We start from the raw sequence: 12,340 nt of genomic DNA on the forward strand, positions 1-12,340 counted from the left end.
GAGGACCCGCAACCACAAGGAGTCGGCCATGAAAGCTCTCGTGTATCACGGTCCAGGTCAGAAGGCCTGGGAGGACGTTCCGAATCCGGTCCTGCTGGAACCGACGGACGCCATCGTCAAGATGGAGGTGACCACCATCTGCGGAACAGATCTGCACATCCTCAAGGGCGACGTACCGGCGGTCACGCCGGGTCGGATCCTCGGGCACGAGGGCGTCGGAGTGGTCACCGAGGTCGGTCCCGGCTGCGAACGGGTCAAGGTCGGGGACCGCGTGATCGTGTCGTGCGTGAGCAAGTGTGGAACATGCGAGTTCTGCAAGGCCGGCCTGACGTCGCACTGCCAGACGGTGGGCGGCATCGGCTGGATCTTCGGTCACCTCATCGACGGCACCCAGGCCGAGTACGTCCGGGTTCCGTTCGCGGACAACGGTCTGATCGCGCTTCCCGAGAAGGTGACTCCCGAGCAGGGCACGATGCTCAGCGACATCCTGCCGACCGGCTACGAGATCGGGGTGCTCTACGGCGCCGTCGCAGAGGGCGACGTCGTCGCCGTCGTCGGGGTCGGGCCGGTCGGGCTGGCGTCGGTGATGACGGCGTCGGCGGCCGGCGCGTCGAAGGTGATCGCCGTGGACGGCAACAAGTTCCGGCTCGAGCAGTCGCGCGACTTCGGTGCGACCGACACGATCGACGTCAACGCAGGCGGGGACGTGGTCGCGCAACTCAAGGAACTCAGCCGAGGCGGGCTCGGGGTGGACGTGGCGATCGAGGCGGTCGGGGTGCCCGCGACGTTCGGCGTCGCGCTCGATTCCGTCCGTCCCGGCGGTCATGTCGCCAACGTCGGCGTGCACGGGGAGAGCGTCACCTTCCCGATCGAGCGGGACTGGATCAACAACCTCACGATCACCACCGGATTGGTCAACGCCACGACCGCACCCGAACTCCTGGAGAGCATCGAACGCGGGGACATCTCCCCGGAGAAGTTCATCACCCACCGGTTCACGTTCGATCAGTTCGACGAGGCGTACGACACGTTCGCGAACGCTGCCGACGAGCACGCGCTCAAGGTGATCATCGCCGCCGGCGACTGACGGTCCGGCCTGGTCCGGCGGCGCTGGCTCGGGTCGTCACTCCTTGGCCTCGGCGATGGAGAGAACGACCGTGGTCCGCTCGTCGGAATCCGCTACGACGTCGTCGGTCTCGTCGACCAACGAGAAGTGCCGGACGTTGGCGAGATTCACGATGTGCGCCGACCCCTCGAGCTCGAGGGCGATCGGTTCGCGCTGCCGGACCACGTCGCGGACGAACTGCATCACCTCCGGGACCGACTCCGCGAACAGCAGGCGGATCTCGAACTCGTCGGACGTCAGCAGTGTGCCCATGCGGCTCATCGTCGCACGGCGGGACGGTCGGACACGGCTGCTCGCGCGGATTGATGGATCGAACCGGCCGACAACGAAACGGCCCGCTCGGCGATCGGAGAGCGATCGCGGAGCGGGCCGAGTCGACGTCGGAGCCTGGGCTCAGCAGTCGTAGTACAGCGAGAACTCGTACGGGTGCGGACGGATCTGCACCGGCTCGATCTCGTTCTCACGCTTGAGCGCGATCCAGGTCTCGATGAGGTCCTCGGTGAACACGCCACCGGCGGTGAGGTATTCGTGATCCTCTTCGAGACGGTCGATGACCGCGGCCAGCGAGGTCGGGGCCTGCGGGATGCTCTTGGCCTCTTCCGGCGGGAGCTCGTAGAGGTCCTTGTCGACGGGCTCGTGCGGCTCGATCTTGTTCTTGATGCCGTCCAGGCCGGCCATCATCATCGCGGCGAACGCCAGGTACGGGTTGCCCGAGCTGTCCGGGCAACGGAACTCGAGGCGCTTGGCCTTCGGGTTGTTGCCGGTGATCGGGATACGCACACAGGCCGACCGGTTGCGCTGGCTGTAGACCAGGTTGATCGGGGCCTCGTAGCCCGGCACCAGACGCTTGTAGGAGTTCACGGTCGGGTTGGTGAACGCCAGCAGCGACGGTGCGTGGTGCAGGATGCCACCGATGTAGTAGCGCGCCAGGTCCGACAGGCCCGCGTAGCCGGCCTCGTCGTGGAACAGCGGCTTGCCGTCCTTCCACAGCGACTGGTGGGCGTGCATGCCCGAACCGTTGTCGCCGAAGAGCGGCTTCGGCATGAAGGTGACCGACTTGCCGTTCTGCCATGCGGTGTTCTTGATGATGTACTTGAACAGCTGCACGTCATCGGCTGCGTGGAGCAGAGTGTTGAACTTGTAGTTGATCTCCGCCTGGCCCGCGGTGCCGACCTCGTGGTGGCCGCGCTCGAGCTCGAAGCCCGAGTTCTGCAGGTTGGTGGACATCTCGTCACGCAGGTCGACGTAGTGGTCGTACGGTGCGACGGGGAAGTACCCACCCTTCGGGCGGACCTTGTAGCCGAGGTTGGGGCTGCCGTCGGGATCGGTCGGCGACGCGGTGTTCCACCAGCCGGACTCGGACTCGACCTCGTAGAAGGTGCCGTTCATCTCGGAACCGAAGGACACCGAGTCGAAGATGTAGAACTCGGCCTCGGCACCGAAGAAGCAGGTGTCGGCGACGCCGGTGGAGGCGAGGTAGTCCTCGGCCTTGCGGGCGACGTTGCGCGGGTCGCGGCTGTAGGCCTCGCGGGTGAACGGGTCGTGGACGAAGAAGCTGAGGTTCATCGTCTTGGCCTTGCGGAACGGATCGATCCGCGCGGTGGCCGGGTCGGGCAGCAGCATCATGTCCGACTCGTTGATCGACTGGAAGCCACGCACCGACGATCCGTCGAACGCCAGCCCGTCCTCGAAGACGTCCTCGTCGAAGGCCGACGCGGGGATCGAGAAGTGCTGCATGACACCGGGCAGGTCGCAGAAACGGATGTCGACGTACTCGACACCTTCCTTCTTGATGCCCTCGAGTAGTTCTTCTTTACTGCTGTACACCGTGCGGTGACTCCTTCGTGATCGGTGGTCCGTGTATGGGGACACGCCACATCCGCCACTGAGAAACAGCAGCGGATCTCAGCGGCAACCGTATGGAGGCGAAGTTGCCCATGCGTCAAGTCCGTGTTTCCCCCGTGTTACACGCGCAGTGGTGTTGGCTACACAGCGTGATCGGGGGCCGTCGCACTCGGCGCATCCCAACCCTAGCGGCAGGGGCCAACGGGCGGGACGGGTCACGACAACCAGCGACTACGATGGTTCCCAGTGCGGCGACGACGCGGACCGAGGGGGTTGCGCGGTCGCGTGAGAGGAGTCATCACCGATGGGACGAGTCACGGGTTCCTGGCTGTCGGGACCGCAGATCGGTCCCGAGAACGGCGTGGACAACGAGTACCGGGGACAGGATCTCGGCCTGCCGGAGAGCGGTCCCGGGTCGCTGGCCACCGGCTGGCCGCGGGTGGCCGGCCTGCTCGTCGACTGGCTGATCGCCGGTGGGCTCGCGATGGCGTTCTTCGGTGGCTTCAACTCGCCGCATCTGGGCACCGCGCAGATGGGCGTGTGGTTCGTCATGGGCATCTTCGCGGTGACGCTGTTCGGGTTCACCCCGGGCCAGCTCGTCATCGGGATGCGCGTGGCGCGTGTGGATTACGGCGTCGAGCGCAACACCGCCGAAGCGACCGGCGAGCAGAGCCCGGCGGCGGTCGGGATCGTCCGGGCCTTCTTCCGCCAGCTGCTGATGATCTTCCTCGTCCCGGCCCTGATCAACGACTACAACGGACGCGCCCTGCACGACCGCGCAACCGGCACCGCGCTCGTCCGGACCCGCTGAGCAGCGGCCGATCCGGCGCACAAGCCACTCATCGACGAAACCCACCACCGAATCGTCATTGGTGGTGGGTTTTGTCGTAGGTCGTGGCCCGGCGAACCCGGTTCACAGTCAACGTAAATCGATGCACCGTCAACGGGATCGGGTGCACGGTCGACGGGATGGGGCGGGAGCGTCAGCCGCGGCGGCGCGCCGTGCGCTGCATGCTGCGCATCTTGGCGTTCGCGGGCAGGGGACCCTTTGGCATGCCGGGGCCGGGGGCCTTGCTGCCGAGGGCGGACAGTCGGCCTTCCAGGGTCTCCATCCGCTTGCGGTCGATGTTGCTGGGCAGCTTGTTGAGGTGCCGCTCGAGCTTCGACAGCGGGACCTGGCCGTCGTCGTTGCCGACCATGATCTCGTAGATCGGGGTGTCGCCGACGACCCGCGCGACCTTCTTCTTCTCCTGGCCGAGGAGCGACTTGATGCGGGTCGGGGAGCCCTCGGCGACCAGGATGATGCCCGGCTTGCCGATGACACGGTGCACGGCGTCGAGCTGGGAGGTGCCGGCCACGGCCTGCTTGACCCGCCACTGCCCGCGCATGTTGCCCAGTGCCCATCCGGCGGCGCCGGGCTGTCCCTCGGCCTTGGTGTACACGTTCTTCTGGACGCGGCGGCCGAACAGGATGAAGGCGCCGAGGATGCCCAGCACCACGCCGAGCGGGATCAGCAGCCACGGCGAACCGAGGACGAATCCGAGAGCGGTGAAGACCGCGATCGACAGGACGATGACACCCACCATGTAGGGGATGAGTCGTTTGTCTTCCTTGCGCTGCATCTGGAAGGCCTGCCAGAGCTGCTGGCGCCGTTCCTTCGATGCGGCCTTACGGGCCTTCTTCTTCTCGGCCTTGACCTCTTTGCTCACCTGCGCCTTTGCCATGAGGCCAGTTTACGTCCGTGGATCGAGCGATCGGGGCATCGGGTGACCGTCCGAAAAGTCAGCGGACGCGCGCGGCGTCAGCGGGCGAGGCGTGCCATCAGGCTGGAGGCCTCCTGGCTGGCCGATCCCTCGGCTGCCAGGTGCGCGAGAGCCGGTGAGATCTCGCGGCCGTGATGGGCCATCGCCTGCGCGTACAGGCGGCCCGCCCGGTACGACGACCGCACCAGCGGACCCGCCATGACGCCGGCGAATCCGACCTCTTCGGCGAACTCGGAGTGGTCGACGAACTCCTCGGGCTTGACCCACCGCTCGACCGGATGATGCCGCGGCGAGGGACGCAGGTACTGCGTGATGGTCAGGATGTCGCAGCCCGCCTCGTGCAGATCCACGATCGCCGACTGCACCTCCTGCGGGGTCTCGCCCATCCCGAGGATGAGGTTCGACTTCGTCACCAGGCCGAAATCACGTGCGGCGGTGAGGACTTCGAGGGACCGCTCGTAGCGGAAGGCCGGGCGGATGCGCTTGAAGATGCGCGGCACGGTCTCGAGGTTGTGCGCAAGTACCTCGGGCCGGGCGTCGAAGACCTCGGCCAGCAGGTCGGGCTTGGCGTGGAAGTCCGGGATGAGGTTTTCCACACCGGTACCGGGGTTGAGGCGGTGGATCGCGCGGACGGTCTCGGCGTAGAGCCAGGCACCCTCGTCGGGCAGGTCGTCGCGGGCGACGCCGGTGATCGTCGAGTAGCGCAGGCCCATCGCCTGGACGCTCTCGGCGACACGACGCGGTTCGTCGCGGTCGAGTTCGGCGGGCTTGCCGGTGTCGATCTGGCAGAAGTCGCAGCGTCGGGTGCACTGCTCGCCGCCGATGAGGAACGTCGCCTCGCGGTCTTCCCAGCATTCGTAGATGTTGGGGCAGCCGGCCTCTTCGCAGACGGTGTGCAGACCCTCGCGCTTGACCAGGCCCTTGAGTTCGGTGAACTCCGGGCCCATCGTCGCGCGGGTGCGGATCCACTCCGGCTTGCGCTCGATGGGGGTCTGCGCGTTGCGCACCTCGAGCCGGAGCAGCTTGCGGCCCTCAGGGGCCGGGGTCGGGGTCTGTGGTGCGGATGCCGAGGCCGAGGGTGTGGCTTCGGGGGCACCGGGTCCGGGGGTGATGGGGGACGCGGTCACTGGATCGATCCTACGCTCGCAGAAGTGGATGGAGAGGACTGTGCCGACGCGACCGGGCTCGCAGTGGCGTCGAGCGCGGTGAGCACGGCATCGGCGGTGACGTCGAGCAGAGAGGCCACCGACAACGGCCGCCCCAGTTCGCGGGCCAGGGACGTGACCCCGGCGTCGGCGATCCCGCAGGGGACGATCGCCTCGAACGCCGACATGTCGGGGTCGATGTTGAGTGCGAATCCGTGCAGGGCCACGCCGCGTGCCACGCGGATACCGATCTGTCCGAGTTTGCGTTCCCCGGCGTCGTCGGTGATCCACACGCCGGAACGTCCGTCGACGCGGCAGGTGGTCACGCCGAGACCGGCGCAGACCGAGATGAGGGCCGCCTCGAGACGACGCACGTACTCGACGACGTCGAGCGGCTCGGCGAGCTTCACGATCGGATAGCCGACGAGTTGTCCCGGTCCGTGCCAGGTGATCCGGCCGCCGCGGTCGACGTCGACGACCGGCGCGCCGTTGGTGGGCCGGTCGGCGTCCTCCGTGCGCTTGCCCGCCGTGTAAATGGACGGATGCTCAAGCAGGAGCAGCACGTCGTGATCCAGGACGCCGTCGGCGCGGTCGGTCGCCAGGCCGTGCTGCAGGTCGTAGGCCGTCTGGTAGTCGACGACGCCGAGATGGCGGACCTCGACCGGTTCGGCACTCCCGCGGATCGGCCGCTCAGTCATGACTGGTGGAACCGGTGGCGTAGGCGAGGGCCTCGTCGACACCGGGATGGGTGAAGGTGAATCCGTGATCGGTCAGCACCTTGGGTGTAACGCGCTGACTGAACAGAATCATTTCCTCGGCCATCTCGCCGCCGACCCGGCGCGCCGCGAAGGCGGGTACCTGCAGGATCGTCGGGCGGTGCACGGCCCGGCCCAGAGCCGAGGTGAACTCACCGAACGGGACGGCGCCCGGCGAACTCAGGTTCACCGGTCCGGACAGGTCGGAGTCGAGGAGGAACTCGATGGCGCGGATCTCGTCGATCAGGCTGATCCACGAGAAGTACTGCTTGCCGTCGCCGATCGGTCCGCCGAGCCCGAGCTTGAACAACGGCCGGAGTTTGCCCAGCAGGCCGCCCTGGGTGCTGAGGACCGGCGCCGTACGGAGCAGGACCAGACGCGTGTCCGCGCCGACGCCGGCGGTGGCGGCGCGCTCCCAGTCGACGACCAGGTCGGCGAGGAATCCCTCGCCGGGGCCGTCGGTCTCGACCGCGGCGTGGCCACCGGTGTTCCCGTAATAGCCCGTGGCGCTGGCACTCACGAACGTCGGGATGCCGAGATCGCGGACGGCCTCGGCGAGCAGTTCGGTGGGGGTGATCCGCGAGTCCCGGAGTTCCTGTTTGAACCGGCCGGTCCAGCGACCGTCGCCGACTCCCACGCCGCCCAGCGAGACCACCGCCTCGACGCCGTCGAGACTCTCCGGCGGGACGCCGATCGTCTCGGGATCCCAGCTGAACTCGTCATCGGCGCGTGCCTCGCGGCGGACCAGACGTGTGACCGTGTGGCCCGCCGCGCGCAGCGAGTTGACCAGGGCGTTGCCGATGAGTCCCGATGATCCGGCGACGGCGATGCGCATTCTGTGTCCTCGGTGTGCCGTCCGAAGGAGATCTGGGCTAGAGGCCCAGGTCCGCGGCGAAGGCGGCCTCTTCGAGACGCTTCTTCACCGTGGTGAGGAAGCGGCCCGCGTCGGCGCCGTCGATCAGACGGTGATCGTAGGTCAGCGGCAGGTAGGACATCGACCGCACCGCGATTGATTCCGAACCGTCCTCACCGGTGATGACGACCGGGCGCTTGACGATCGCGCCGGTGCCCAGCATCGCCGCCTGCGGCGGCACCAGGATCGGGGTGTCGAACAGCGCGCCCTGACTTCCGATGTTGGTGATGGTGAACGTGCCGCCGGCGAGCTCGTCGGGCTTGAGGCCGTTGGAGCGCGCCCGGGACGCGATGTCGGCGATGGCGCGGGCCAGACCGGCGATCGACAGGTCGTCGGCGTTGTGGATGACCGGCGACAGCAGCCCCTGCGGGGTGTCGACGGCGATGCCGAGATGCACCTTGTCGTAGTAGGTGATCTCCTTCTTGTCCTCGTCGATCGAGGCGTTGACGTTGGGATGCGCCTTCAGCGCCTCCACGACGGCCTTCGCGATGAACGGCAGGTACGTCAGGTTGACGCCCTCGGACGCCTTGAAGCTCTCCTTCGCCGCCTTGCGGAGTCCGGCGATGCGGGTCATGTCGACCTCGAAGACCTGGGTGAGCTGTGCGCTCTGCTGCAGCGACTCGCGGGTCTTCTTCGCGGTGATCTGACGGATGCGGTTGATCTTCTGCGTCGTCCCGCGCAGCTCGGCGAGCTCGGGCCGGATCTCCGGCGAGCCCGACGACGCGGCCGGCGCCGACGATGCCGCGGGCTTGGCGGCCGGGGCGGACTCCTGCGCCGGGGCCTTGGCCTCCTCGGCCGCGGCGAGCACGTCCTGCTTGCGGATGCGGCCACCGACACCGGTGCCCTTGATGGCGTTCAGGTCGATGTTGTTCTCCGCGGCGAGCTTGCGCACCAGCGGCGTCACGTACGGGGTCGACTCGACGGTCGGCGGGTCGGACTTCTCCGCGGCCTGTGCCTTGGGCTCGGGGGCCTTGGACTCCTGGGCCTTCGGCTGCGGCTTCTGCTCTTCCTCGGGGGCAGGCGCCTGCTCGGGCTCCGGCTCCGGCGCGGACTCCTGCTCGGGCTCGGGTTCGGGCTCGGGCTCGGGTTCGGGTTCCGGTTCGGGCTTCTTCTTCGAGGGAGCCGCCGAGGCATCACCGATGACGGCGAGCTTGCCGCCGACCTCGATCACGTCGTCCTCCTGCGCGAGGATCTCGAGCAGGGTGCCGGCGACCGGCGAGGGGATCTCGGTGTCGACCTTGTCGGTGGAGACCTCGAGCAGGGGTTCGTCGGCGGCGACCTCGTCGCCGACGGCCTTCAGCCAGTTGGTGACCGTCCCCTCGGTGACCGACTCGCCGAGTTCGGGCATGAGCACGTCGGTGCCCTCGGCCGAGCCCGAGCCGGTGTCGGCGGTGGGCTTCTCGGCGGGCGCGTCCTCGTCGACGGAGGGCTCCTCGGCGGCCTGCTCGGGCTCGGGTTCGGGGGCGGCCTCGGTCGGCTCGTCGCCGCCGGCGGCGTCGGAATCGGAATCGTCCGAACCGGAGTCGTCGGAACCGGCCTCGTCGGCGTCACCGATCAGGGCGAGATCGCCGCCGACCTCGACGACGTCGTCCTCCTGCGCGATGATCTTGGTCAGCACACCCGAAGTGGGGGCGGGGATCTCGGTGTCCACCTTGTCGGTCGACACCTCGAGCAACGGCTCGTCGGCCTCGACGGTGTCGCCCTCCTCCTTCAGCCACCGGGTGACTGTCCCCTCGGTGACACTTTCACCAAGGGCGGGCATCTGGACGGAGAAGGCCATCGTTGTGAACTCCTGAACTCGACGTGGTGGTCTGTAGGTGATGCCCAGTGGTGTGTGCGCCGTGGGCACGGGGGTCGGGAGGCGGTGGAAGACCGCGCAGATGAGTGGCGGATCAGCCGCTCATCCCCGCGGCCAACCCTACCCGTACGGTGAGCCGCCGACTCGGTTCGGCTCGTACTCGTCGGTAACGATTCTCCGGCGGCCGCGGCACCGGTCTCGGCCGCGGCTCGCCGGAGGTGTTCTCAGCCGTTCGCGGCGATGTCCTCGAGCACGGCCGCGATGGTCCGGACGGGGACGCCCGTACCGCCCTTCGTCGTGTAACCCCAGGGGCCGCCGGTGTTGAAGGCGGGCCCGGCGATGTCGATGTGGGCCCACTGCACGTCCTCGGGCACGAACTCCTTCAGGAAGATGCCCGCGGCGAGCATCCCGCCCCAGCGGTGGGGGGTCACGTTCGCCAGGTCCGCGACGCGGGACTTCAGGTCTGCGCGCAGCTCGGCCGGGAGCGGCATCGCCCAGGCGTTCTCACCTACATCGGCCGACCGGGCCGCGACCCGGTCGCGGAACCCGTCGGTGCCCATGACGCCCGGTGTCCGGGTGCCGAGTGCCACCATCTGGGCGCCGGTCAGGGTCGCGGTGTCGATGAGATAGTCGGGATCGTCCTCGCAGGCCCGCACGATGGCATCGGCGAGGATCAGCCGTCCCTCGGCGTCGGTGTTGAGGACCTCGACCGTGCGGCCGCCGTACTGGGTGAGTACGTCGCCCGGGCGCTGCGCAGTCGACGACGGCATGTTCTCGGCCATGGGGACGGTGGCGATCACCGTCACGTCGACATCGAGTCGGGCGGCCAGGATCGTCGCCGCGATGACCGCGGCCGCGCCGCCCATGTCCGAGGTCATCGCGTCCATGTTGGCGGCGGGTTTGATCGAGATACCGCCGGTGTCGAAGGTGATGCCCTTGCCGACGAGCGCGACCTTCTTCGGCGACTTCTTCGCGGTGTGGGTCAGCCGGACGAGGCGCGGCAGCCGGGACGAACCCTTGCCGACGCCGATGATCCCGCCGTAACCCTGCGCCTCCAGCTGCTTGTCGTCGAGGATCTCGACCTTGAGCCCGGCCTTGCTGCCGAGGGTGCGGGCGCGGGCGGCGAACTCCTCGGGATACAGGTGGCTCGGCGGGGTGTTGACGAAGTCGCGGGCGATCGCCACCGAGTCGGCCACGGCGACCGCGCGCTCCACAGCGGCCTTGGCCTCCTTGGACTTCGATTCGACCAGCAGCGTGATGCGTTGCGGCGGAGTCTTCTTGGGCTTCGACTTGTCCGAACGGAACTCGTCGAACCGGTAGGCGCCGAGGAACAGTCCCTCGGCGGCGGCAGCCAGGTCGACGGCCGAGAGCGTGGTGGCGACCGACTCGTGACCGTCGAGTTCACGGGCGACGACGCCGGCGGCCTGCCGGACCTGGTCGGCGTCGTCGAGGTTGTCGGCATCGCCCAGGCCGACGGCGACGACGATGTCGACGGGCAGCGACTCCGGGGCCGCGGTCCGGGTGACCTCGCCGTGGGACCCGGTCGCGCCGAGGGCGGTGAGAGCGGCGGTGATGGCGGCGGCCTGGGCGTCGTCGAGGATGCCGTCGCCGATGGCGAGGGTCGGTTCGGCTGTGGGGTCGGCATTCTCGGCGTCGTCGGGGGACGAGGCGCTGATCAGGCCGATGACCAGGGCGGAGTCGTCCTTGCCGATCGAGGTGGACAGTTCGAGTTCGGGGCCGCGCGTGCGGTCGACGGTGTCGTTCTTGCTCACCCGGTCAACTCTGCCACAGCTCCGGCGGCGCCGAGTCCCAGCGGGAAGACGTGCAGACGAACGCCGCGTCCGTGCCCGGCCGGCGGGGTCGCCCGATAGCGTGGACGGCATGAGTGAACTCCTCGCCGGGCCGATCGCCGACCGTCATGCCGCACTGGGGGCCACCTTCGCCGAGTTCGGCGGCTGGAACATGCCGGTGTCGTACTCCGGCACGGTCGCCGAGCACGCCGCGGTGCGGGAGAGCGTGGGCATCTTCGACGTCAGCCACCTCGGCAAGGCACTGGTGTCCGGCGAAGGTGCGGCCGCCTTCGTCAACTCGACGCTCACCAACGACCTCGGCAAGATCGTGCCGGGCAAGGCGCAATACACGTTGTGCTGCAACGACTCCGGTGGTGTCGTCGACGACCTGATCGCCTACCTCGTCGGCGAGGACGAGGTCTTCCTGGTGCCCAATGCGGCGAACACCGCGTCCGTGGTCGACCAGCTGCAAGCGGTTGCGCCGGAAGGGATCTCGATCACCGACCAGCACCGCGACCTCGCCGTGCTCGCGGTGCAGGGGCCGAAGTCGCCCGAGATCCTTGCCGGGCTCGGACTGCCCGCCGACATGGAGTACATGGCGTTCGCCGACGCCGACCTGACGACCGCCGACGGCGTGGCACCGGTCCGCGTGTGCCGCACCGGATACACCGGTGAACGCGGGTACGAGATCGTGCCGCGGTGGGACGATGCGGGTGCGGTGTTCGACGTCCTACTGGAAGCGATCGCGGCGGCCGGCGGGTTGCCTGCGGGCCTGGGCGCGCGGGACACCCTGCGCACCGAGATGGGATATGCGCTGCACGGCCACGAGCTGGGGCCCGACATCTCGCCGGTGCAGGCGCGGTCGAGTTGGGCGGTCGGCTGGGACAAGCCGTCGTTCTTCGGACGCGACGCCCTACTCGCCGAGAAGGAGGCCGGACCGACGCGTCGTCTGTACGGGTTGCGGGCGACCGGCCGCGGGGTGCCGCGTGCGGGGTGCGTGGTCCGCCTGGCGGGGAAGGACCAGCAGATCGGCACCTGTACGTCGGGGACGTTCTCGCCCACCCTCAAACAGGGCATCGCACTGGCGCTGCTCGATACGGCGTCCGGGGTGCGCAAAGGCGACGAGGTCGTCGTCGACGTCCGCGGGCGGGACCTGGCGTGCGAGGTCGTGATCCCGCCGTTCGTGCCGTCGCACGTGTGACCTG

At 68.5% G+C, this 12,340-nt stretch carries 11 protein-coding genes; 3 read left to right on the forward strand and 8 right to left on the reverse strand.

What is annotated here, in order from left to right; genetic code table 11:
- Positions 1 to 28: 28 nt before the first annotated feature.
- A complete protein-coding gene (locus JW364_RS02795) occupies positions 29 to 1,087 on the forward strand; it encodes a zinc-binding dehydrogenase (protein WP_068971685.1) in 1,059 nt (352 codons plus the stop codon).
- Positions 1,088 to 1,123: 36 nt separating this feature from the next.
- Here JW364_RS02795 and JW364_RS02800 read toward each other — a convergent pair whose 3' ends face one another.
- Together JW364_RS02800 and glnA are read right to left on the reverse strand one after the other, a co-directional pair.
- On the reverse strand, positions 1,124 to 1,378 hold the full coding sequence (locus JW364_RS02800) for a hypothetical protein (protein ID WP_068971686.1): 255 nt from the start codon (positions 1,376 to 1,378) through the stop codon (positions 1,124 to 1,126).
- Between the two features lie 141 nt (positions 1,379 to 1,519).
- Entirely contained in the window at positions 1,520 to 2,953 is a 1,434-nt protein-coding gene (gene glnA, locus JW364_RS02805) for a type I glutamate--ammonia ligase (protein ID WP_010841141.1), read from the reverse strand.
- A gap of 322 nt (positions 2,954 to 3,275) precedes the next feature.
- On the opposite strand from glnA, the gene JW364_RS02810 reads away from it, so the two are divergent.
- Positions 3,276 to 3,782, forward strand: a complete 507-nt coding sequence (locus tag JW364_RS02810) for an RDD family protein (RefSeq protein ID WP_058253112.1) — start codon at positions 3,276 to 3,278, stop codon at positions 3,780 to 3,782.
- A 172-nt stretch (positions 3,783 to 3,954) separates the two neighbouring features.
- Here JW364_RS02810 and JW364_RS02815 read toward each other — a convergent pair whose 3' ends face one another.
- From JW364_RS02815 to JW364_RS02840, 6 genes are all read right to left on the reverse strand, one after another.
- A complete protein-coding gene (locus tag JW364_RS02815) occupies positions 3,955 to 4,695 on the reverse strand; it encodes a DUF4191 domain-containing protein (protein ID WP_058253111.1) in 741 nt (246 codons plus the stop codon).
- 77 nt (positions 4,696 to 4,772) lie between these two features.
- Complete coding sequence (gene lipA, locus JW364_RS02820; RefSeq protein WP_068971687.1) at positions 4,773 to 5,861, reverse strand: lipoyl synthase; 1,089 nt, start codon at positions 5,859 to 5,861, stop codon at positions 4,773 to 4,775.
- The gene (gene lipB, locus JW364_RS02825; protein ID WP_068971688.1) at positions 5,858 to 6,577 is read right to left on the reverse strand and encodes a lipoyl(octanoyl) transferase LipB; all 720 of its coding nucleotides are present in this window, start codon (positions 6,575 to 6,577) and stop codon (positions 5,858 to 5,860) included. The genes lipA and lipB overlap by 4 nt, the downstream gene beginning before the upstream one ends.
- On the reverse strand, positions 6,570 to 7,469 hold the full coding sequence (locus tag JW364_RS02830; protein ID WP_058253108.1) for a TIGR01777 family oxidoreductase: 900 nt from the start codon (positions 7,467 to 7,469) through the stop codon (positions 6,570 to 6,572). Before JW364_RS02830 ends, lipB begins: the two co-directional genes overlap by 8 nt.
- A 37-nt stretch (positions 7,470 to 7,506) precedes the next feature.
- Complete coding sequence (gene sucB, locus JW364_RS02835) at positions 7,507 to 9,327, reverse strand: 2-oxoglutarate dehydrogenase, E2 component, dihydrolipoamide succinyltransferase (protein ID WP_137808468.1); 1,821 nt, start codon at positions 9,325 to 9,327, stop codon at positions 7,507 to 7,509.
- Positions 9,328 to 9,569: 242 nt separating this feature from the next.
- Positions 9,570 to 11,117, reverse strand: a complete 1,548-nt coding sequence (locus tag JW364_RS02840; RefSeq protein WP_068972096.1) for a leucyl aminopeptidase — start codon at positions 11,115 to 11,117, stop codon at positions 9,570 to 9,572.
- A gap of 109 nt (positions 11,118 to 11,226) precedes the next feature.
- Here JW364_RS02840 and gcvT point away from each other — a divergent pair, with 109 nt between their 5' ends.
- Positions 11,227 to 12,336, forward strand: a complete 1,110-nt coding sequence (gene gcvT / locus JW364_RS02845; RefSeq protein WP_068972102.1) for a glycine cleavage system aminomethyltransferase GcvT — start codon at positions 11,227 to 11,229, stop codon at positions 12,334 to 12,336.
- Positions 12,337 to 12,340: the final 4 nt, after the last annotated feature.

The organism is Gordonia sp. BP-119 (assembly GCF_016924115.1).
GTDB classification, from domain to species: domain Bacteria; phylum Actinomycetota; class Actinomycetes; order Mycobacteriales; family Mycobacteriaceae; genus Gordonia; species Gordonia hongkongensis.